The 23,032-nt window shown below is 26.1% G+C and carries 21 protein-coding genes and 3 pseudogenes; 6 read left to right on the plus strand and 18 right to left on the minus strand.

Going from position 1 to position 23,032, the window contains the following annotated elements; all coding sequences use genetic code 4:
• The first annotated feature begins 9 nt into the window (after positions 1-9).
• Positions 10-909, plus strand: a complete 900-nt coding sequence (locus ACOBWH_RS07750; protein ID WP_424526382.1) for a hypothetical protein — start codon at positions 10-12, stop codon at positions 907-909.
• Between the two features lie 29 nt (positions 910-938).
• On the opposite strand, the gene ACOBWH_RS07755 is transcribed toward ACOBWH_RS07750, so the two are convergent.
• From ACOBWH_RS07755 to ACOBWH_RS07785, 7 genes are all read right to left on the minus strand, one after another.
• Complete coding sequence (locus ACOBWH_RS07755; RefSeq protein WP_424526383.1) at positions 939-2,861, minus strand: hypothetical protein; 1,923 nt, start codon at positions 2,859-2,861, stop codon at positions 939-941.
• Between the two features lie 3 nt (positions 2,862-2,864).
• Complete coding sequence (locus tag ACOBWH_RS07760; protein ID WP_424526131.1) at positions 2,865-3,335, minus strand: hypothetical protein; 471 nt, start codon at positions 3,333-3,335, stop codon at positions 2,865-2,867.
• Between the two features lie 66 nt (positions 3,336-3,401).
• Entirely contained in the window at positions 3,402-3,701 is a 300-nt protein-coding gene (locus ACOBWH_RS07765; protein ID WP_424525748.1) for a hypothetical protein, read from the minus strand.
• Positions 3,682-3,996, minus strand: a complete 315-nt coding sequence (locus ACOBWH_RS07770) for a hypothetical protein (RefSeq protein WP_424526243.1) — start codon at positions 3,994-3,996, stop codon at positions 3,682-3,684. The genes ACOBWH_RS07765 and ACOBWH_RS07770 overlap by 20 nt, the downstream gene beginning before the upstream one ends.
• 27 nt (positions 3,997-4,023) lie before the next feature.
• Positions 4,024-4,308, minus strand: coding sequence for a hypothetical protein (locus ACOBWH_RS07775; RefSeq protein WP_424526242.1), 285 nt, complete (start codon positions 4,306-4,308; stop codon positions 4,024-4,026).
• A gap of 5 nt (positions 4,309-4,313) precedes the next feature.
• Positions 4,314-5,831: a phage terminase large subunit gene (locus tag ACOBWH_RS07780; RefSeq protein ID WP_424526384.1), complete on the minus strand. Its 1,518-nt coding sequence runs from the start codon at positions 5,829-5,831 to the stop codon at positions 4,314-4,316.
• Positions 5,832-5,878: 47 nt separating this feature from the next.
• Complete coding sequence (locus ACOBWH_RS07785; protein ID WP_424526385.1) at positions 5,879-6,193, minus strand: hypothetical protein; 315 nt, start codon at positions 6,191-6,193, stop codon at positions 5,879-5,881.
• Positions 6,194-6,417: 224 nt separating this feature from the next.
• Here ACOBWH_RS07785 and ACOBWH_RS07790 point away from each other — a divergent pair.
• Positions 6,418-7,409 (plus strand): annotated as a pseudogene (locus ACOBWH_RS07790) (IS30 family transposase).
• A 280-nt stretch (positions 7,410-7,689) separates the two neighbouring features.
• On the opposite strand, the gene ACOBWH_RS07795 reads toward ACOBWH_RS07790, so the two are convergent.
• Complete coding sequence (locus ACOBWH_RS07795) at positions 7,690-8,868, minus strand: hypothetical protein (RefSeq protein WP_424526386.1); 1,179 nt, start codon at positions 8,866-8,868, stop codon at positions 7,690-7,692.
• 189 nt (positions 8,869-9,057) lie between these two features.
• Here ACOBWH_RS07795 and ACOBWH_RS07800 point away from each other — a divergent pair, with 189 nt between their 5' ends.
• Positions 9,058-10,443 carry a YitT family protein gene (locus ACOBWH_RS07800; RefSeq protein WP_424526387.1) on the plus strand — a complete coding sequence of 462 codons (1,386 nt, stop codon included), beginning with the start codon at positions 9,058-9,060 and terminating at the stop codon, positions 10,441-10,443.
• A 69-nt stretch (positions 10,444-10,512) separates the two neighbouring features.
• Here the strand turns inward: ACOBWH_RS07800 and ACOBWH_RS07805 are convergent, their stop codons facing one another.
• The 5 genes and pseudogenes from ACOBWH_RS07805 to ACOBWH_RS07825 form a co-directional block, all read right to left on the minus strand.
• Positions 10,513-10,680: a hypothetical protein gene (locus ACOBWH_RS07805; protein ID WP_424526388.1), complete on the minus strand. Its 168-nt coding sequence runs from the start codon at positions 10,678-10,680 to the stop codon at positions 10,513-10,515.
• A gap of 404 nt (positions 10,681-11,084) precedes the next feature.
• Positions 11,085-12,192 (minus strand): annotated as a pseudogene (locus ACOBWH_RS07810) (IS3 family transposase).
• 27 nt (positions 12,193-12,219) lie between these two features.
• Positions 12,220-12,885, minus strand: a complete 666-nt coding sequence (locus tag ACOBWH_RS07815; protein WP_424527449.1) for a DDE-type integrase/transposase/recombinase — start codon at positions 12,883-12,885, stop codon at positions 12,220-12,222.
• A gap of 30 nt (positions 12,886-12,915) precedes the next feature.
• Positions 12,916-13,131, minus strand: coding sequence for a hypothetical protein (locus ACOBWH_RS07820; protein WP_424526389.1), 216 nt, complete (start codon positions 13,129-13,131; stop codon positions 12,916-12,918).
• Between the two features lie 6 nt (positions 13,132-13,137).
• Complete coding sequence (locus ACOBWH_RS07825; protein WP_424526390.1) at positions 13,138-13,863, minus strand: hypothetical protein; 726 nt, start codon at positions 13,861-13,863, stop codon at positions 13,138-13,140.
• A 273-nt stretch (positions 13,864-14,136) separates the two neighbouring features.
• Here ACOBWH_RS07825 and ACOBWH_RS07830 point away from each other — a divergent pair, with 273 nt between their 5' ends.
• Both ACOBWH_RS07830 and ACOBWH_RS07835 read left to right on the plus strand, forming a co-directional pair.
• Positions 14,137-14,289, plus strand: a complete 153-nt coding sequence (locus ACOBWH_RS07830; protein WP_424527451.1) for a cob(I)yrinic acid a,c-diamide adenosyltransferase — start codon at positions 14,137-14,139, stop codon at positions 14,287-14,289.
• Between the two features lie 50 nt (positions 14,290-14,339).
• A complete protein-coding gene (locus ACOBWH_RS07835) occupies positions 14,340-14,654 on the plus strand; it encodes a cob(I)yrinic acid a,c-diamide adenosyltransferase (RefSeq protein ID WP_424526391.1) in 315 nt (104 codons plus the stop codon).
• Between the two features lie 102 nt (positions 14,655-14,756).
• Here ACOBWH_RS07835 and pepF read toward each other — a convergent pair whose 3' ends face one another.
• Entirely contained in the window at positions 14,757-16,562 is a 1,806-nt protein-coding gene (pepF, locus tag ACOBWH_RS07840) for an oligoendopeptidase F (RefSeq protein WP_424526392.1), read from the minus strand.
• 129 nt (positions 16,563-16,691) lie between these two features.
• On the opposite strand from pepF, the gene ACOBWH_RS07845 reads away from it, so the two are divergent.
• The gene (locus ACOBWH_RS07845) at positions 16,692-18,044 is read left to right on the plus strand and encodes a M17 family metallopeptidase (RefSeq protein ID WP_424526393.1); all 1,353 of its coding nucleotides are present in this window, start codon (positions 16,692-16,694) and stop codon (positions 18,042-18,044) included.
• Between the two features lie 67 nt (positions 18,045-18,111).
• Here the strand turns inward: ACOBWH_RS07845 and mgtA are convergent.
• From mgtA to ACOBWH_RS07865, 4 genes and pseudogenes are all read right to left on the minus strand, one after another.
• Positions 18,112-20,163, minus strand: a pseudogene (mgtA, locus tag ACOBWH_RS07850) (magnesium-translocating P-type ATPase); the annotation flags it as partial.
• 27 nt (positions 20,164-20,190) lie between these two features.
• Positions 20,191-21,299, minus strand: a protein-coding gene (locus ACOBWH_RS07855; RefSeq protein WP_424526394.1) for an IS3 family transposase whose coding sequence is annotated in 2 segments (ribosomal slippage) — positions 20,191-21,059 and positions 21,059-21,299 — 1,110 coding nt in all. Because the reading frame shifts where the segments join, the coding sequence is not laid out codon by codon here.
• Between the two features lie 519 nt (positions 21,300-21,818).
• Complete coding sequence (locus ACOBWH_RS07860) at positions 21,819-22,070, minus strand: hypothetical protein (protein WP_126821177.1); 252 nt, start codon at positions 22,068-22,070, stop codon at positions 21,819-21,821.
• Positions 22,070-22,219 carry a hypothetical protein gene (locus ACOBWH_RS07865; protein ID WP_424526395.1) on the minus strand — a complete coding sequence of 50 codons (150 nt, stop codon included), beginning with the start codon at positions 22,217-22,219 and terminating at the stop codon, positions 22,070-22,072. The genes ACOBWH_RS07860 and ACOBWH_RS07865 overlap by 1 nt, the downstream gene beginning before the upstream one ends.
• Positions 22,220-23,032: the final 813 nt, after the last annotated feature.

Raw genomic sequence — 23,032 nt, forward strand, 5'->3', positions numbered from 1 at the left:
TGTCAAAAAATGTGAAAATTATTAACATTAATTACTAGTATTTTAGAAAACCCCAAAATAGCATTAAGAATTATAAAATTATTAGAAAAATATGGTAATTCTAAAATAAAAGCAATTTTACAAAGTATTCAAGATATTGAACATCAATTAGCACAAATTCAATATTATTTAAATCCAAATGTTTTAAATGATCTTTTAAAAAAAATACCTCGTAGTTTAGAAATACAATTATTTAAAGATATTAGTTTTTTAGATAAAAATAAATATAAAGAAATTGTAAAATCATTAACTCCAACAGAAAGTAATTGAACTATCTTATCTAGTAGTTGATGTAAAAAAGGATTTTTTCAAATAACTAATAAACAAAAATTAATAGGTAATTTAAATATTTTAATTCAATCAGATAATGATAAACAAAAAAGATGATATGGACCATATACTTACCCAAAAGTACATATCCAAGTATGACAAGCAATGAAATCAGCAACTGGTAAAAATGGAACTGGGGCAGGATCAGTATTATGAAATATGTGATTACATGTATGATTACGCAGTGAATTAAGAGAATATGTAAATTGACAAATAAATACTAAACAAAATAAAGCAAGTGGAGATGTTAAATTAAGAGCTAGTCGTATTAATAAAAACCTATTAGAATTAAATAAAGAAATTAATAAATATAGTACTAATTTTTATAATTTAAAAGATAGTAAATTAAATAAAAATAAACAATATATCGATAATAAAAATTGATTAAATCAACAAAGAGAATATGCTACTAATTTAAAAACAGGATATAAAAATTTACATACTAAAATAATATCAAAACCAAAAACAATTAATCTTTATAAAGAACTTAAAAAAGGAATTAATATAATTAAACATCCAGTAAATAATATAAAAAAATAAAAAATAGGTTAATTCCTATTTTTTATATACTATGAATTTTTAATTACTACATCAATCGGATTTGTTTGACCAGTAGCATTGTTTTTACCTTCAATTTGAACTGCAACTGTTTTATCATTTGTAATATTAATTGGTCAGTCTTCACCTTTACTTTCAATAAAGTAATCAAAATCACTTTCAATTAAAGAACTATTTACTGCTTTTACTGCTTTTAAAACAACATCTTTAAATTGTGGTTTTAACTGTTCAGCTGTTGCTTTTGTTGGGACTGCAATATGAATAGTAGGTTTATCTAATTTATTAATTCCACTAATATTTATTTTAGAATTACCTTTAATTAATATTTTTTTATCATTAATATTTTGATTATCAATAATACCTGCATTAATATGTAAATAAATATTACCACTTACAATTTCATTAACTGGTAAATAAATACCTGCTGAATTTGTTTGAATTGGATAATCATTTTTGCCATCACTTAATATCATAATAGAACGCATAAATGCTAAAACTCGTTTTTTCTGTGGTGTAGTTAAATTATTATCTAAAATTTTATCAAATAATTTTTTAATTTCTGCTGTGTCAGGAGTTGTTGGAGTAATTCCAAAAAACTCATTATATTTTTTAGATACATCCATATTTAATGCTGTTTGATCTACATCTAAATTATTAATATTAGTAATAGTATTTTGAATTGCAGTTTTAAATGTAGGATTATAAAAATCTTTATAATTTGGATCATAATCTAATAATTGATAAGTTAATTCATTTTCTCATTCACCAGTAAATTCATTATATTTTTGTCATGAATCACCAGTTGGATCTGTATTATCTCACATACGAGCAATAGCATCCATTTGTTCTTGTTCTGTAAACATTTCTTTAACAATTAAGAAACCTAATTCAGGTCTTGTTAAAGCAGGCAATGAAAATAATACACGACTAGTAAATGCAGGTTCTTGTGTATCATTATCAACATAACTAATATTTTCAGTAAAAATAGTAATCATTGCGACATTATCTCTATGAATAACTAATGCTTCTATTTTATTATTAATAGATAAATCAAAGCCACGAGTTCTATTCATTCCTTGTAAATTAATTTCTAATTGTCCATCTGATGTTTTACTATGTAAAGGTTTAATATTTTGACCAAGCCATAATGATTTAGAAACCATATAACCTAAAACTTTATCTTGGAATAAAGTACCAGTTACCATTGTATTTGCTGAAATATTTTCACCAATTAATTGAGTATATGCTCGTGTTAAATCTAAATATGAATGTGGTTCTCAAATCATTTCTCAATCACTAGTATTTGTCCCAATTTGAGATGCATTAATTTTTCTTGTTTCATCTGTCATACGATGCCCTAGTTTATACATTAAATCTAAGGCATCTTGTTGAGTTTTAATTTTAGTTGTATCATAAACAAAAGCATAATCTTTATTAAATTTACTACGAGCAATATAATTATCAATTACACCTTTTAAAAAGTATAATTCTAAATTAAACATCATATTTTCTGTAATTGAACCTGTTCATTTCGCTACTAATTCACCTCGTAATGATGGATCAGTATTTTTTAAACGAGATAAATCAAATCGTCTTCATTGTGTTTTTAAACCAATAGTATGATCAATTACTAAACGACCACGCTTAGCATTTTGATTTTGTTTTGGGTTTCCTTTTTCGTGATTTCACTCACTATCTCCATAAAATAATCGTTCTGGAATTGTATAAATTGCTACTGCATAATCAGCACTTTCCATATTAGGACTTGATTGTGATGTTGCTGTTAAACGATGAAATGTATAATAATCAGGGTTTGATAAAATATCTTTAACTCTCATTTCTTGTGCTGATAATAATAAATGTCCTTCTGTTGTTAGATTTGCTACACCATTACCAATAACAAATCCTTCATGTAATCCTATAATTGATGCCATATTTTATTTTCCTTTCTGATATTCTTTTTGAACTAAATTTTTAATTCTTTCCTTAACAGGAATATCTTTATTTTCATCTAAACTAGTTTTAATTTTTTGTGTTAATTCTTCAATAAACATATTTTCATCTTTAATTTGAATTCCACCATTCATTAGATTTTTCATATCTAATATTGGTTTTTTCTCAACTAAATCTTTAAAATTAGTTTTAATATATTCCATATCTTTACCACTATTTAATAATTCTTCAACTATTTTACGATTTTCTTGTGGTACTTGTGATAACTCATATTCTCTTATTTTTGACTGATAACTATTAATTTTTTCTTCATATTGTTTTTCTGTTTCAGTTTTAATACGAGTTTCTGCATTTGGTAAAACACTAGATAATACTTGCTTTTCTTTTTGTTCTAATAAAGCATTAATTTCATCTTGTGTCATATTTTCTTTATAATCATATTTAAAGTTTGTCATACTTTAATCCCTCCATTATTTTTTATAGAAAATTTCAAAAACTATCGTCACCATCTTACCATCATTTTAATTTTTGTAAACTTGTGGGTATTTTTTCTTAATTTCAGTTCTAGCTTCTTCAATTCCTTCTTTAAAACCTTTTTCATATTGATCTAAATATTCTTTTTTATTATTTACACCATAATCATAAGTTTCTTTCATTAATTCTTGAAATATTTTAGTATGTTCTTCACAAGCAGGAACACCAATACCATTTCAATTTTTACTTACTTTTTTAAAACACTCTTTACCATCAATTATCATCCAACAAATATTTTTATCCATTCGCATTTTTTCAATATTTCTTTTAATTTGTTTTTTTGCCATATTTTTTATTTTCCTCTCGTAATATTTTTAAAGCTTGTTTTTGAACTATTAATTCTTTTTGTTTTTCTATTTTTAATTTTTTATTTTCAGCATGTTTAGCAATATTAATTGATTTTTCATTTTCTCTTGCTTTAAAATATGCTTTCATTTTTAAAATAAATCAAATAAAAATAGTAAGAATAATAACTGGAATAATTTTAGTTGCAATATTAGTTAATAATCTTATCTTTGCATTTGGAATAATTTTAGGTGCTTTTTGATAAATAAAACTAGCACTAGACGGAATAATTAACATTAATAATGCATTTCCATAATTATTTTTTTAATCAACATTTTCTAAACCACATTTTAAAAATTGTAAATAATTAGGTAATTCTATTACTTGCGGTAAAATAGATCACAAAGCAACAATTATACTTAATAAAACTGCACTTGTTCCAGTAATTCCTTTATCAGTATCATAAGCTATAATTCCACTTTCACTTAAAAATTGCTTATCATATCTTTCACGATCTTTTTTATAATCTTTTGCACCTCTTGTAAAAAATAATAAAGAATAATATCATTTTCATTCAGGTTTAGATAATAAAGTATTTTCATTATTCATATTTATTAACCTCGCTTTCCAAATTGTTTACTTATTAAAAATGGATTATCTAATGTTTTTATAAAATATTCCATTATATCCATAACAGCATAAGTCATAGCATCAAAACCATCATCAAATAATTTATTATCTTCTAATTTATAAGTAGATTTATTTGCTGGTGGTTTTCTTCATTCCATTTTTAACATATCCTTAAATAACTCTGGTGTTAATCGTTGACTAATTTGTAAATAATTCTTATTTAGCAGGATGATTATAGCATCAATTCTATCAGTTCGATATCAAACATCTTTTACTACTGGTTTAAATCTTAATCAATTAGCCTCAGGAAAATATTGTCGCCTAATATTATTTAATGTATCAATAGAAACTAAACCACCATTTCCATAGTCAACATTTACATCTAAACCATCTTGTAAATACTCTCACTGTATGGAAGCAGTTATATAAAAGTGTACTATTTCAAATAAAATCTTAGTTGTATCTTTATGTATCATTTCAGCATTACTATGTTTATATTCCATTAATGGTGTCATTTTTTTATAATCTCTATCTAGTCCCATTAAAATAGCATGAGTTGCATGTCCTAATGGACTATCTGCATAACCTAAATCTAAACCTGCTTTAAAATTAACTGGTTCAAAATCATATAATTTACTAAATAAATAATTAGCAAAAATACTACCATCTAATGCACCAGGCATTCCTATACCTCAAACCTCATATTTTTTAGGTCATTCTGCTTTTAATTCATATAATTTCATTAATTCATCATAATTTAAATTATCTTTATTAATTAAATAATTAGTATAATGATTAATTACTTTTTTATCATATGCTTTTTGACCTGTTTTAGGGTCTAATACTGGAATTACTAATTTAGATATTTGTTCACCTTTACTTTCTAATTCTTTACGATTAAAAGGCATTAATTTATTTAAATAATCGATATGATCTTGATAAATACTATCAGGGTTAGTACTTGTAATTAATATTAATTTTTTATAATCACGAACTGCTTGCATAATTGCTTCTTTTTCTGATTTACTAAATTCATTAGCTTCTTCAAGTCAAATAATACATAAATCAGCACCATTTGCTCTAGCTGTTCCTTTACCTAATACTTGCGATGAATTACTTTTTCTTGCTCCTTGTAATTTAATAAAACTACCATTAGGAAATGTTCAAGTAGGTTTATTAAAACGAGCATTATATTGATAATGACCACCTTTTCATTTTTTAGTAGGGTTAAGGATTAAACCAACTTTATCTAATGCATCTTGAATATCTTGTTGCATTTCAGCAGTATCAGCACTATTTAATCTAAAACCATATATAGCTATTTTTTTATCTTTATTTGCTAATACAACACAACTTAATAATGCTATTAATTCATCAATAGAATATGTTTTACCAGCTTTACGACTACCTGCTAAATTAATCTCATCTGCTATATATTCTTTATTATTTAATAAACTAACTACTATTTCATTAAGATAACTATATTCATACAACATTGCCATTATATTCTTTCTCCCATCTGTTATGTTAATTACTGGTGGAGTATAATTTATTTCAGTTTCATTTTCACGACCATAATACTGAGCATATACGGATACACCCCCCCCTTAGTTTCGTTTAAGAGATGTAATTTTATATTATTTTCTAGTATTCTTATTTTCATTTTAAGTTCATTAAATGCTAATAAATTAGTGTCTTTTAAGGTATTATATTCATCTTCTTCTAATTTTGAATAGATTAATAATGTTTCTTTTGTTGCTAATTTATAATTATTTTTCTCACAATAGTCATCAAATTTACTTATTTTTGCATCAATATTACGCTTTTTTGCATCTTTTCATCAATTAATTCCCACTTTTGCCATCTTTTTTACCTCTTTTTGTCATCACCATTCTACAAAAAAATAAAAAAAAGTAAAATAAAAAAAGACTTTTACAAGTCTCTATTTTTAGTAATTTTTAAACAAGAGATTAAGGGCTAGAAAATCCTACTTGTATTAAATTACATCACCATCCTAACATCTTTTTATAAAATGTCAACAAAATTTTAATTTTAGTGTATAAATAATTTTAAGAAAGGGTTAGATAAATGGAAAAGAAAAAATATAAGCATTTTAAATTAGCAGATAGAAATGACTTAAAAGAATATTTAGAATGTGAAAAATTTAAAAAGAAAAATGGTATGCCTAATTATTCTAAAATAGGAAAAGCAATGAATAAAAGTCGTAATACAATTAGATTAGAGGTTAACAGACTTAAAGAAGAATACAATCCTAAAAAGCAAATGATGATTATAAAAAGAAAAGAAAAAAATCAATAAAATATACAACAATTACAAAAAAAGTTGTAAATCATGTAATAAAAATTTTAAGTAAAAAAATCTATTCACCAATGTTAATTATTCATGAATATGAAAAAAAATATAATGAAAAAATTCCATTTTCACATGTGACACTTTACAAATATATTGATCATGGTGTTTTTGATGATGAAAATACTGAAATTAAGAAAAAATTACCATTTAAAGGTAAAAAATTTAAAACAAAAAAGAGAAAAAATGATCGTGGTCAATTAACTAATATTAGATTTATTGAAGAAGCAGAACATAAAAAAGGTACTTTTGGTTGATTTCAAATGGATTGTATTGTTGGAAAAGAACATCAATCTGCTTGTTTAACTTTTACCGAAGAAAAGAGTTTATATACTATTTGTTTTAAATTAAATCAACATAATTCAGAAGAGGTTAATAAAGCCATTAAAATTATTTTTAAAAATAAACTTTATAAAGTAAATATAAAAGGAATTATTACAGATCAAGGTAAAGAATTTAGCAAGTGAAAAGAAATTGAAAAAATTACTAGTTCTAATGTTTATTTTTGTGATGCTGGAACTCCGACACAAAAACCCAAGGTTGAAAGAATGAATAGAAATATTAGAGAATATCTCATTAAGGGAACTGATTTTAATAATATTACTCAAAAAGAAATTAATAAAGTTATGAAAATTATTAATGAAAAACCGCGACCGAGTTTAAGTTGATTATCTTCCAAAGATGTATTTTTACAAAATATTAATATTTAATTTTTTTAAATATGAATTATATATTTGTAGCAAAGTTTCCTTTTTTGCGTGCTGAAATATTAACTTATATTTAAAAAAAATTATTTTTTTCAAAAAAGTATTGCATTTTTTAATAAAAGATATATTATCAAATTAATAAGGGTTAAATGTCCTATTTGCATCTTTACTTTACATTTCCCATACTTAGTTACTAAGGACCGCAAAATAAAATAATGTTTCTTTTCAATAAAAAATCAACCCCTTTCTGAGTTGATTTGTTACACTTCACTTACATGATTCCTTATAATTTTTTTGTGCCTGATTCTTTTGGGATCTTTCCAAACAGTTCGTGAAAGGCCCGCTTCCAACCAACCTTGCCAGCATACATCAGAAACTCATTGCTGGAAATAACAAAAGTACAAAAAACAATTGGACTAACATATACTCAATAATATCAAATTGGTTCTAAAATTTCATTTGGAACGCCAGTAGCAATAAAGATATACTGTCAAATTGGAATTCAAAAGAACATTAATAATTGTGTTGATGTTGTATAAGTTGGTCCTGACATTACTAAACAAGCATAATATAACATACGTGAACTACCCATAATGATTCCACCAACAATAAAAATTAAGGCATATTGATAATATTGAAAATTAGCAAACACTTTATAACCTTCAACAAAACTTTGATGTGAAGCAACAGCAGCAATTGGTGTTCCTAATAATAACATCAATAATGCTGAAGAACCTGTTTTAATTGAAACTGTTTCATAATTAGTAAAATTAATTTTTGAAGAACTCATTAAATGCGACATTCCTAATGCTTCCATCGCATATAAAGCGGCTGTTATTAAAGCTAAACACATCCCACCAATTGATTTTCATGTTAACCCTTCATTAATAGCAAAATGAATTGACATTCCTAGAATTAAACAAGTTGAAATAGCTAATGCTGTTCAAGTGTATTTACTCTGGCGAGCACGAAAGAAAATTGCACTTCCAACTCCAGCTAAAATAACATTTAAGTTTAATAATAAACCAGGAACTGTTCCATCAGTTTGCCCTATATTGTTAATTGTTAATAATACTGATAACTGGAAAAAAACCATTGCGAACGGTCCACCTAAAAATCCGTATAAAACAACTAGTCATGTTTCCTTATGACGTAGCATTTTAAAAAAACTAATAAAATTCTTTGGCTTATAAAAAATAAACATCACAAATGCTGCCATTATTTCTTGAATGGTAACATAAAATGTTGCATTAATTGGTGACGCTAAATTTCCGTAAGGCCCTTGTTCGGGAATCATGTATAACATCAGGGGGATAAATGAATATCCAACTGCCGATATTAATCCATATAGAATCCCTAAAATAATTCGGCGTTTTGACCGAATCAAATCTAAATCATTTTTTGTTTCTTCTGATTTTAACAAATGTTCATCTGCATTATTGCTTTCTTTTGCATTCATCATTTTTATAACTACCTAATTCCATCTTTTTACTACATATTATGTATCATTTTATAATTTTCTTCAAAATTATTTAATTATATCTTACACTAAAAAGCACTAAATGTTAAATTTTTTCAACTTTTTTTATTTTTTTTAAAGTAGGAATATAATAATAATGAATATATATATGATATGGGAGATTCATAAGTAATGAAAAATAAAGGAAATAAAATTAGTAACTATGAAGAATATGAAATAATTAAAAAAAATATTAAACAAGCAGAAAAATTATTAAAACACTATACCCAACAAACACACCAATCACGTCAACAATTATTAATAAAATTAGAACGGTTAAAAAAACATCCTGATCAAACAAAAGAATTTAAATTAAAATTGCAACTAGAACAATTAAACTCAAAAGAAATCGCAATGGTACATCATTTTGTTAATAAAATTGTTAGTTATGAAGAACAATTAATTAATGTCGAAGATAAATTAGGACTTGCCGATGATGTTCGGATTACCAAGTTTCGTAACATTAATAAAAAAGAAATGATCAAACAAGAAACTTCTTTAGAACTAAGAAACTATTTGAAAAAAACACAAATTAGAGGTTATATGTACCTTGTTTTGGCCGGATTGATTTGTACAATTGCTTTTGATTATTTCTTATCACCATCAAAAGTTTTACCACCTGGAATTGGAGCATTAGGAAGAATTTTTGCACAATATATTTTTCCACCATTAAATAGCAATAATATTAATAATGCAAACTTAATGTATTATGTTTTTTACATTGTTAATAATATTCCCTTAATTATTTTTAGTTGATTCTTTGTAAGTCATCGTTTTACCATTAATACTATTATTTTTATGGTTGCTCAAGCAATCTTTCATATTATTTTAAATGGTGTTGGATCTTATCACGGCATCCCTTATATTAACGCTAATGATTTTCATTTTTTACAAGACTTAAATAAAATTACCGACCCAACAATTCATGATTTATGAATTTTCTTCTTTGGATTAATTGCTGCAATCTTAAATGGAATTGCCTTTGGTTTCTTATACATCGCTGATGCTTGCCCTGGTGGAACTGACATTGTTAATAATTATATTTCACGCAAAAAGAAAAAACCAGTTGGTAATATTTCAATTATTGTTAATACAGTCTTAATGCTTATTACTTGAGCCATGAGTTATGCAATAAAGACACCTACCCCAAATCCATCTTTTGCAACCTATTACTTCTCAGCGCCATTCTTTGCTGCCTTTATGGTAATTATTATTTGTGGTATTGTTTCAAACAAAGTTTTCCCTCGTTACAGAAACACATCATTACTAATTATAAGTGACAAACCAGAAGTTATTATTACCCGTTTAAAAGAAAATGGTTTCGCCCATAATGCATTATGAAAAGTTACTACTAATTATAATGGTGAATACAAAGACAATGCTTATATGGTAATGATTACCATTCCCCTAACAATGTTTAAACGGATTGCAGAAACGATTTTATTAGCTGACAATGATGCCATTATTCGTGCCCAAACAACCTTTAAAATTAAACACATGCCTCATAATGATAATTAAATTATTTCTTAAAATAAAATATCACCTTACTGGTGATATTTTATTTCCTTTAAAAATTACAATAATATTTTAACTATGATCCATAAATTTATAACGGTTGAATAAATAACATAATAATCACGTTGCAAAAGTATTTACAACAAACAATGTTGTTAACGTACCAATTAGACTTCTTTTATTATTAAGAGCCATTGTTTTAAAATCATATTCATAATAATTGTTATTTACTTTGTACACATCATATAAAACTTGAGTCGGAAAAGAGCCCTGTGAAAATGTCCACAATGTATAAGGCTCAATTAATTGTTTTAATGTAATTTCAAAGTGATCAACAAAATAAACATTTCTAACAATTTTGCTAATATAACCCCCTCATCCTTCTCAAACACTTCTTTTATTATAAACATGTTTTTCTAGGTTTTTTTCTTGTATTTCTGCTTCCTTGATAAAAGTATCATTTATAGTATTAAAAATATTTCTTAAAAAGCAGAGTGATTAATAATTAAATAGGAAAAATATTGTTTAAAAAATGAAGAATTATTTTCAATAATTAAGTTATTAATTCCCAAAAATTTTAATTTTAATTGTTCACCTTTTTCTAAAAAATTATTTTGGAATGGCAACACTTTTTAGGACACTTTTTATGTAGACTTCTGATTTCTAAATTCAACTGGAGTTAAGTAATTCAAACTACCATGAATTCGAATATTGTTGTATCAATTAATAAAATTAAATAGTTCCAACTTTAATTGTTCTAAATTTTTAAATTTTCGACCATTAATAAATTCAGTTTTAAAAGCTTTATAGGTTGTTTCAGCTACTGCGTTATCGTAAGGGCAACCTTTCGCACTTAATGATCTTTTAATATTAAATGTTAATAAAATTTCTTCAATAATTTTATTTTTAAATTCATTACCACGATCTGTATGAAACAACCTAATTTAATTTAGTGGTCGTGTTATTTTATAAAATGCCTGCTGAACTAGTTCAGCAGTTTTATTTGTTCCAGCGCTATAGCCAATTACTTCACGGTTAAATAAATCAATTAGTAAGCAAATATAATGTCATTTTGAACCAACTTGAACATAGGTTAAATCGCTCACAATAACTTCATTTTGTCTTTTATTACTAAACTCACGATTTAGAATATTACTAATTTGATCATTATTTACAGGAGATTTATGATTGTGATATTTTAATTTAGTATATTTTGATACTAAATTATTTATTGCCATAATTCTTCTAATTTTTCGTCGAGATAAAATAATGTTCTTTCTTGCTAAAATAATTTTAATTTTTCTAGCACCATAAACTTTATAGCTTTCTTTAAATGCACTGATAACTTCATTTTCATAAATATTAATTTCAGTTTTAGTGATCTTATTAATTTGATAATAATACTTTGATTTTGCTATCTTTAATATTTGACACATTTTCCTCACTGAATATTTGTCTTTATTGTTAGTAATTAATATTACTTTTTGCCGATTATCAGTGCTGCTTGCTTTAAAATATCATTTTCCATTCGTAATTGTTTGTTTTCTTTTCGCAACTGAATAAGTTCATTTTCTTCAACAGAGCGATTGTCTTTAGCTTTAAAAGAACCAGAATTCTCAATTTTTTTACTCATTGATAAAGAACTGCCTTTGAAATTTTATATTCGTTAACAATTTCAATATTACTTTTACCATTTTTATATAACATTACGATTTGTTTCTTGAATTCATCGGTGTATTGGTTTTTTGCCATTTTTATATTCCTGCTTTCCTAATAATTTTAGCTTATTTTTTTACAGTCTACATAAATATGGTCCAAGTTATTGTAACCTATCCAATTGTTAAATTCACTTCCTTGGTCAGTATGAAATATTTTAATATTTTCTAAAGAAAAAATAAGTTTGTTAAAAGTACTTTCAACTAATTTTGCATCTTTATGAGAACTAACATCATAGCTAATAATTTCACGATTAAACAAATCAATCAATAAACATACATAATATCATTGATTATTAATTCAAACATAAGTTAAATCACTGACAACAACTTCATGTAATTTATAATTATCAAAATCTTGATTTAACAAATTATTATATTTGTAAGTGATATCTTTGTTATTATGATGTTTATATTTAATTTTTGTATAATTTGAAATTAAATTATATTTTTGCATTATTTGACTAATTTTTATTCGTGACAATATAATATTTTGTTGTGCTAATATAACTTTAATTTTTCTTGTACCATAGTTTTTTCTACTTTTTAAGAAAATACTGATAATAATATTATCAATATGTTGGGCTTGACTAAGTTTAGTTGATCTAGCAACTTTTAGTGTTTTACATAAATTAGTAATTTTATACTTTTCTTTGTTATTTTTTATAATTACTATTTTTTGCCTATTATTAGTGTTGCTTGCTTTAAAATATCATTTTCCATTCGTAATTGTTTGTTTTCTTTTCGCAACTGAATAAGTTTATTTTCTTCAACTTATCTTAACCCATCCAATTGAAATTGAACTATTTGTAAAATCATCACTAAGGTCATCATAAAACGCTGGTAGATTACTATAGTATATTTCATGATAACTATCAGACATTACTTCCACTCAACGCACCCACAAATTTTGACCATGATAAACATCATAAGTAAAACTTATTTTTTTAGTCTTGTTTCATAATATTGCAATCAATTAAAATTAGTTTTTCTCTCTGCATGAAAATCATCTCAATAAATAGGCTTCTGATTTTGTCATTCCAATTTGCGCAATAGCAATTTCTTTCTTCAAATCTTCAACTTTATTTTGTAAAATCTTGATTTTAATAATGTTATATTTTTCATCACTAGCAATATTAATTAAATTATTTATCATATTAGTTAATTGAATAATAACTGCATCTTTGAATTGAATTACTTCAAATAAAAAACTAATAATACTATCCTTGTTATCAAGTTCAAAACTACTTATACGATTAATTAAGGTATGACAACGAGAAATTAAATGTGATATTTGTGCAGGATCTCTTTTGCGCATTTTTTCTAATATTAAAATCATATTTTGTAAATTATTTTTAACTTTATCACGAATATCACTGCTATATCTATGTAATGAATCAATCATAATTGCTTTATCATCAGTTGCCATTAATTCATTTTTTAATTCATATAAGCACGTGATTATTCCAATATTCTTATAATCACCTTCTGTTAATACTTCATCAATCTTACTAATTAATTCTGTTTTAACAGAAATACTATTAATATTATGGTCTTTTAACTTTATAAATGTATTAATATATGTTTCAAGAAAACTTAAAGCATCATTCGTTAATGTTATTTGTTCCTTGGCGGTAATTATATTATTTAAATCATTATTTTGTTGAGATTGATAATTTAAAGGAACCCCATTTAATGATGTCACCATAATAATATAATGGCTGTTAACAACATCTTTTTCATAATATCTGTCCTTTCATTTACTTGTTAATATTAAATATATCTTCATAGTAAATTCCTTGAAAGTTAGTATTAATGTAAAATTATTTTTTCATTGTTAGTTCTAAGTTACATTTAAATTCTTTAAATGGTAATTTAATCTTATCACATATTTCCTTATATTTAAAATCTAAAACCCAAAACTTTCTAGTACAATGTTTATAACATAAGGAGGTAATTATGCAAAAAAGGTTACTGTCATATTTATTATGGTGACGGAAAAGGAAAAACATCCATTTTAAATGGAATGACAATTCGTGCTCTAGGATACCAGTGAAAGGTTAAATATTTGCGCTTTTTTAAAAAATCGTACTTCTGGTGAAATGTTATTTTTTCAAAAATTAGCTGACCCTAATTTGGAAGTAATTAAACTACTATTCATCAAGCACAAAGTTTTTTTGAGAAATGGATGATCAAGAAAAAATAGTTCTTCGGAAAGAAATACGCGTTAGTTTTGAAGAACTTAAAAAACTAAGTCAAGATTCAACAGTTGATTTAATTATTGTTGATGAACTTCTTGGATGTATTTATAACGAATTAATTACCGAAGCAGAATTAATTGAAATTATTAGAAATAAAAGCCCCAACATCGAAATGGCTTTTTCTGGGCACCATATTACCGATAATTTAATCAATGCTGTTGATTTAGTGAGTCATGTCCAAGCAACAAAACATTATTTTTACCAAAAAGTTCCTGTTTGGAAAGGGATTGAATTTTAATTAAATTATTTGTTAAATTAACATTCTTATGATTATAATATTGAAAAATAAAACAATTCGTTTTTAACGAATTGTTTTATTTTTTTAAAAATTAGAAAAACCTTAGTCTTTGCCTAATAATAACTGTTCTAAATCATTAATCATTGCTGTTAGTTTTGTAATTAAACCTGCATAAACATTTGCATCAGTATAATCAATCCCAATATCTTTTAAGATTAATAATGGTTCTTTTTGCCCACCTTGTTTTAAAAATTTTAATAAATGTTCTGGTTTACCATTAATAACATCATTATAAAGTTTAAAAGAAGCAACAATACATGTGGCATATTTATAAACATAATATGGCGAATTAAAGAAATGTAAAATCCGTGGTCATCCATATGTTTTTTTTGTTGCATCATACTTATCAAATACCGTATAACCAAATTCATTTGCTTTTTGTTCAAAAAGATCAGCTAATTTATCAGCATCTAATGGCTCATTATTTTCAACCAATTTATGTGCTGTTCATTCAAAATCAGCAAAATGAATTTGGCGGAAAAAAGTAGCCATAATTTCATCAATGCGATTTTGCAATAAATAAATTTTTTCTTCTTTGCTTGTTGCATGCTTATATAAATAATCAAACAATAAATGTTCATTAACTGTTGAAGCAACTTCTGCCAAGATAATTGGGTAATTATTTAACGGATACTTGTTATTTAAATCTGCCAATAAAGTATGCACCGAATGTCCTGCTTCGTGTGCTAATGTATTAACTGACCCAATGGTGTCATCTCAATTCATTAAAATAATTGGATCAACCCCCGAGCCACCCGATGAATAAGCTCCACTGCGCTTATTAGTATCCTCAAAGTAATCAATGCGATGATCGCTTCACGCTACTTCTAATTGCGCTAGATAATCAGAACCTAATGGTTGTAATGATTCACGGATCATTATTTTTGCTTCTTCGACCGTATATTTTTTATCTAACGAAGCAACATTAGTTACTAATTTTAAACTACGATCTGTTGCATAAAGTTTTTTAAATTTAAAATGCTTTTTTAATAATTCATTATAACGAACAAACAAGTGGCTATTTTCACGACCATATTTAATTAAACTTTCATAAATTTCTTCTGAAACATCATCACCACTTAATGCCGCTTGTAAGGTATTTTGATAACCGCGTAAACGAACCGCTTCAACACTATGTTGAATAATTCCCTCATAAACACGAGCAAAAGAATGTTTTTTGTCAGTTAAATGCTCTGTAAACAATTTTGCTGCTTGAATCCGAAACTCTTGTTCAGTTAGCGGGTCAGATTTCTCCATAATCTCACTATAAACAGCACTTGTTAATTCAGTATTTTTGCCGTGATAATCAATAAATACTGGTTTTTTGTCAGCATATGCTAATAAATCATATAAATCATAAGCCACACCACGAGAACGGGTAACCAACGCTAATACTTCTTCATCTCGTTCTGATAAAATATATTTCGCATTTTTAAAAAACTTCCGATAACTATATTCATATGCACTAAGTGCTGAATCAGCTTTAATTCACATCATTATGGTTTCTTCACCAATCGCTTTTAATTCTGGAGCAATAAAAGCTAATTGACTTGAAATTTGATTTAAAGTATTTGAATAAATCCCAGCTAATTCTTGGTATGATAAATCGGTTGTATCAATATCTCCCATATGCAAGTATTGTCCCATTTTACTAGCAATTAAATCAATTTCTTCATCCAATAAAACATATTTTTTAAAAACAACTGGATCATGTAACTTTCCTTTAAAAGTAATAATTTCCTCTAATTTTTTTACAATTTTAGCTAAATCAGCTTTTCACGCTTTATTATCCTGATATAAATGGCTAAAATCTCATTTATATTGGGCCGAGGCATCTTTTCGCTTCATTATTTTCCCTTCTCTCTATCAAAACTATACCTCATATTATAACGGAAAACAAAATATTTTTGTCGTTATCCTAGATAATGTTATAATAATACTTATATAATAATCTATATAGAAAGAGGGAAATTTACAATGATATTATTAAATGACAAAAAACAAGATTTAACATTAGAAGCAGTCTTTAAGGGAGATGATATTAATCCATTGGTTGTGCAAGAAAATGGCGTTACAACATTAATTTCAGACCAAAAAACAATTTATGTTTATTTTGAAAAGGCACTAACTTTTAAAACTGCAGAAGATTTTATTAAAAAATTTATGAGCACAATAAAATATAATTTAAATATTGAGGTTGATACTTTTAAAAAAGGATCTGAACCAAATAGTCATATCTTTAAAGCCCTAGCAGAAGGAACATTGTATGCTTTAAATGATAGTTATACTTTGAAAACAACAAAAAAAGAACCAAAAACTTATACAATTAACTTAATTCATAATTGTGATAAAGCAGCAACTGTTTTTGCAGAAATTAAAATTAAAATGGAATTTGTTAATTTTGCCCGTATGTTACAAGATACACCACCAAACTTAATGTATCCAGAAATTTTTGCAGAAAAAATTACAAATGCTGCTAAAGGAATTGCCAATTTAAAAGTTACTGTTTTAGATAAAAAAGAAATTGAAAAGGAAAAAATGGGATTATTATTATCTGTTAATGCTGGTAGTTACTTAGAACCACGAGTTGTTGTCTTAGAATACACCGGTGATAGTAGTAACAAGGAAAAAGTTGGTTTAATCGGAAAAGGAATTACTTTTGATAGTGGTGGATATAATCTAAAACCTTCAAATGCTATGACAGGAATGAAATTTGATATGTCTGGAGCAGCTATTGTTTGTTCAACAGTTTTAGCTTTAGCAAAAGCGCAAGTTAAAACAAATATTGCTGCTGTTGCTTGTTTAACTGAAAACCGTATTGGGGGAAAAGCAACGCTAACTGAATCAGTTGTTACTTCAATGAACGGAAAAACAGTTCAAATTGACAATACCGATGCAGAAGGAAGATTAGTATTAGCTGATGGAATTACTTATGCAATTCGTAAATTAAATGTTGACAAACTAATTGAAGCATCAACTTTAACAGGCGCAATTCTAGTTGCCTTAGGAAAGTGATTAACTGGAGTCTTTGCTAATAATGATGGTTGATATGATCAATTTGCTAATGCAGCAACAAATGCACACGAAGGAATTTGAAGAATGCCAATCTTAGAAGAACATACTGCCGTAATGCATAAAACACCAATTGCTGATTTAACTAATGCTGAGAGTTCACGCTTTGCTGGAAGTTCAACTGCTGCCGCTTTCCTATGTGAGTTTGTTGAAAAAAAACCATATCTTCATTTAGACATTGCTGGCACAGCTGACACTAGCGATGGTCGTGGAACTGGTGTGATGATTAAAACATTATTTGAAATGTTTAAAGGATAACATTAAACATCTTGCAAGGGCAAGATGTTTTTTTATTTGATAAAAAATAGATTTACAATTAGTAAATCTATAATCATCGTTTAAATATTTTAATATACAATACTTTGACGCCCTGACTCATAAAACAGTAACCACCCACTAATAAGGCAAATCAAGCAAAGTACATTGCTGGTAATGGCGCTAAACTTAATTGTGGTCCCAATGATGTGTATGGTAAAGCAATTCCCACCGCAATAACAGCAGCCCCTGCCACCAATAGTTGCCATGATGACATTGATTGAAAGAATGGAATTTTTCTTGTTCGATATAGTTGAACAATTAAAGTTTGTGTTACTAATCCTTCAACAAATCATCCTGTTTGGAATAAAGTTACTTGTTCAGCAGTAATATGCTGTGGATTGCTTAACACACCAAAGTAGTAGCCCATAACAACAAACGTTAAAATATTAAAAATTGAGGAGACTGGTCCGTTAATAAAGACAAATGGTAAAATATCTTTTGTCGTCCATGTTTGCGGTTTTGATAAGAAATCAGCATCAACTTTATCAAAAGCAACCGCTAATTGTGACATATCATATAATAAGTTTTGAAATAAAATTTGAATCGGCATCATTGGTTGAAACGGCAACCACGCTGATGCTACTAAAATACTTAGGACATTTCCAAAGTTAGAAACAATGGTAATTTTAATGTATTTTAAAATATTTCCAAAAATTTGTCGTCCTTGAACAATTCCTTTTTCCAATACTAGTAATGATTTTTCTAATAAAATAATATCTGAGACTTCTTTCGCAATATCAGTTGCATTATCAACTGAAATGGCAACATCACTTTGTCGTAATACCGGAGCATCATTAATACCATCACCCATAAAACCAACAATATGCTTATTTTGCTTTAAGGCAGTAATAATTTTTGCTTTCTGCAATGGATTTAATTTTACAAAAACATTATTTTGTTCAACAACATCACGAAGTTCAAATTCACTTAGTTTTTCAATATAATCACCCGTGACAACCCCCTTAATTTTTAAATGAACACGATCACAAATTGCCCGTGTTACTTGTTCATTATCACCAGTTAAAATTTTTAACTGAACACCATTTTTACGTAATAATTGAATCATCTTTGCCGCTGATGGTTTTGGTTGATCTAAAAACGAAGCAAAACCATAGAAAATTAAATCTTTTTCATCAGCTGATGAAAAATAAGTATCAGCGTCATGCCCATGACTATATGCTAATCCAACAACACGTAAACCCTGACTATTCATTCGTTCTGTTGTTGCATTAATCATTCGTAAATGCTCTTCAGTTAAATCTTCAACTTGACCATTATATTCAATCTTTGTACAATTTTTCACAATTTCTTCAATTGCACCTTCGCAAATTAAAGTATGATGTTCATCTTTGCCACGAACAACAACCGTTAATTTTTGACGATTAAAATCAAACGGAATTTCATCAATTTTTTGATAATTATTTTTAAAATTTGATAAATGATGCTCATCAATATAATGAATAATTGCTTTATCCATGGGATTTTTTAACCCCGTTTGAAAATAACTATTTAAATATAAATACGTTAATAACCGATCATCTTTCTTCTTATCTAATAGTTGATAATCAACTAGTTCAATCTTATCATTTGTTAATGTTCCAGTTTTATCAGTACATAAAACATCAATTGCTCCTAAATTTTGAATCGCTTCTAATTTTTTGACAACAACTTTAGCTTTACTCATCCGACTTGCGCCACGGGCTAAATTAGAAGTTACAATCATTGGTAACATCTCTGGTGTCAACCCAACTGCAACAGAAATTGCAAATAATAACGCTGTTAATCAATCATTTTTCGTAACACCATTAATAACAAAAACAATTGGTACCATTACAAACATAAAAGATAATAGTAATCATGTTGTTCTTTTAATTCCACGGTTAAAACTATTTTCTGGGGGCTTAACTTGTAATGTTTTTGAAATTGTCGCATAATATGTATCTTGACCAACGCCAACATCAATTGCAATGGCGCTTCCCGAAATAACACTAGTTCCTGTGTAACAAATATTTTCTAATTCTAATAAACTTGGTTTATATGGGTTGTAACTAGCATGTTGGAATGGCAACACTTTTTAGGACACTTTTTATGTAGACTTCTGATTTCTAAATTCAACTGGAGTTAAGTAATTCAAACTACCATGAATTCGAATATTGTTGTATCAATTAATGAAATTAAATAGTTCCAACTTTAATTGTTCTAAATTTTTAAATTTTCGACCATTAATAAATTCAGTTTTAAAAGCTTTATAGGTTGTTTCAGCTACTGCGTTATCGTAAGGGCAACCTTTTGCACTTAATGATCTTTTAATATTAAATGTTAATAAAATTTCTTCAATAATTTTATTTTTAAATTCATTACCACGATCTGTATGAAACAACCTAATTTGATTTAGTGGTCATGTTATTTTATAAAATGCCTGCTGAACTAGTTCAGCAGTTTTATTTGTTCCAGCGCTATAGCCAATTACTTCACGGTTAAATAAATCAATTAGTAAGCAAATATAATGTCATTTTGAACCAACTTGAACATAGGTTAAATCGCTCACAATAACTTCATTTTGTCTTTTATTACTAAACTCACGATTTAGAATATTACTAATTTGATCATTATTTACAGGAGATTTATGATTGCGATATTTTAATTTAGTATATTTTGATACTAAATTATTTATTGCCATAATTCTTCTAATTTTTTGTCGAGATAAAATAATGTTCTTTCTTGCTAAAATAATTTTAATTTTTCTAGCACCATAAACTTTATAGCTTTCTTTAAATGCACTGATAACTTCATTTTCATAAATATTAATTTCAGTTTTAGTGATCTTATTAATTTGATAATAATACTTTGATTTTGCTATTTTTAATATTTGACACATTTTCCTCACTGAATATTTGTCTTTATTGTTAGTAATTAATATTACTTTTTGCCGATTATCAGTGCTGCTTGCTTTAAAATATCATTTTCCATTCGTAATTGTTTGTTTTCTTTTCGCAACTGAATAAGTTCATTTTCTTCAACAGAGCGATTGTCTTTAGCTTTAAAAGAACCAGAATTCTCAAATTTTTTTACTCATTGATAAAGAACTGCCTTTGAAATTTTATATTCGTTAACAATTTCAATATTACTTTTACCATTTTTATATAACATTACGATTTGTTTCTTGAATTCATCGGTGTACTGGTTTTTTGCCATTTTTATATTCCTGCTTTCCTAATAATTTTAGCTTATTTTTTACAGTCTACATAAATATGGTCCAAGTTATTGTAACCTATCCAATATTTATTAAAATATAAAATTAATAATTTATAATTAAATTGATATTTTTACACTATACACTGTTTACAAATTTTAAAGAAAGTAGGTGTATTTATAAAAAATATTATAAAAATTTATTTTCCAAATCTATTACTAATATGACCTTTAATAGAAATATTCTTATTTTTATTAAATCCTACTAAAAAAATATTTTTCATAATAGACTCAATATTATGAAAAATAAACAATATAGATTTATCCACTATAGAAAATATAGTTAAACTTATATGTATAATAGGAATTTTTATTATTCCAATATTAACAATAATAAAGTTTATTAAAAAATAAATTTGTAAACAGTGTATAGTGTAAAAATAAACAATAAAATTATTTAATAAAATCACATAACAAAGTTAGTGTGCCACAGCTAAAATATATAATCAGTTATACTAAATATTAAAATCCTTTAACCATAACACGGAAAAAGTTTAAAATCTTAACAATAACAAAAATACCAAATGGAATTAAAATAATTCACGCATCACCTAAAAAGGTCATTAATTGTGGTAATACAGCATAAATTGCTTCTTTAACTTTCATCATTGCTTGTCCTAAACCACTTCAAATCGAACCCATTCCATCTGAAATAGTAGGCTTATCACCAACTGCTAAAAAATTAATTGCTGTTGTTAAATACATCCCTAACATTATTTCTTATCCTCCTTGTTTTCAATTTCTTTTTTATCTTTTTTCTTACCTCGAATTTGGCGAATTTTTTGATAAATTGATAAACCAATTCAAACAAAAATCCCTAATATAATAACAACACTAAATATTGTCGTTAATCAAAATGGCATAATTTAATCCTCCTAAAAATCTAATTTTGCGACACGCTTCGCGTGTTCGCTACGCTCAAAATAAACAATATTGAATAAATTACCGCTAATAAATTACGCGGATAATTTATTCATCTTCTTTTTCATTATTAATTACAATGTTATTAACAGTATTAATAACATTATCTTTCCCATACCTAGTTACTAAGGACCGCAAAATAAAATAATGTTTCTTTTCAATAAAAAATTAACCCCTTTCTGAGTTGATTTGTTGCACTTCACTTACACGATGCCTTTTAAAGAAAAATTTGAAACCTAAAAAGAACATAATAGTGAATAATTAAATTATTTATTTCAATTATATATTCTTATTCATGCTCATATAATTACATATAAAATTTGAATAATTAAAAGTATTATTTGATGTTTAATTATTATTGCTGCTTTTAAATCCTGGAATTGTATTCCTCAATTTAAAATTTGCAAAATAAAATGTATTAATGTTTCTATTTTATTGTTTTCATTAGGTATTCAATTTATTACTATTGCATTAATAATCCCTGCAACAATAATTTCTATTCAAATAATGTCAAATATATGTATTAATTTTTCCAAAATAAGTCTTCTCCAATCTTACAGAAAGGTTTTTAATATGAAAAATAAATTTAAATTTTTAAAATTAAATTGATGAAAAATAATAATTTATATTTTGATAAATTTACTAGGACTACTTCTATTATATTTTGTAAATATAAATGAATTAAAATTTTTAATAAAAAAATTAGGTTTTATTGGAAATTTAATGTGTATAGGTTATTTGTTAATATGAAATGT

The sequence above is a fragment of the Spiroplasma endosymbiont of Glossina fuscipes fuscipes genome, from assembly GCF_049669535.1.
GTDB lineage: Bacteria > Bacillota_I > Bacilli_A > Mycoplasmatales > Mycoplasmataceae > Spiroplasma.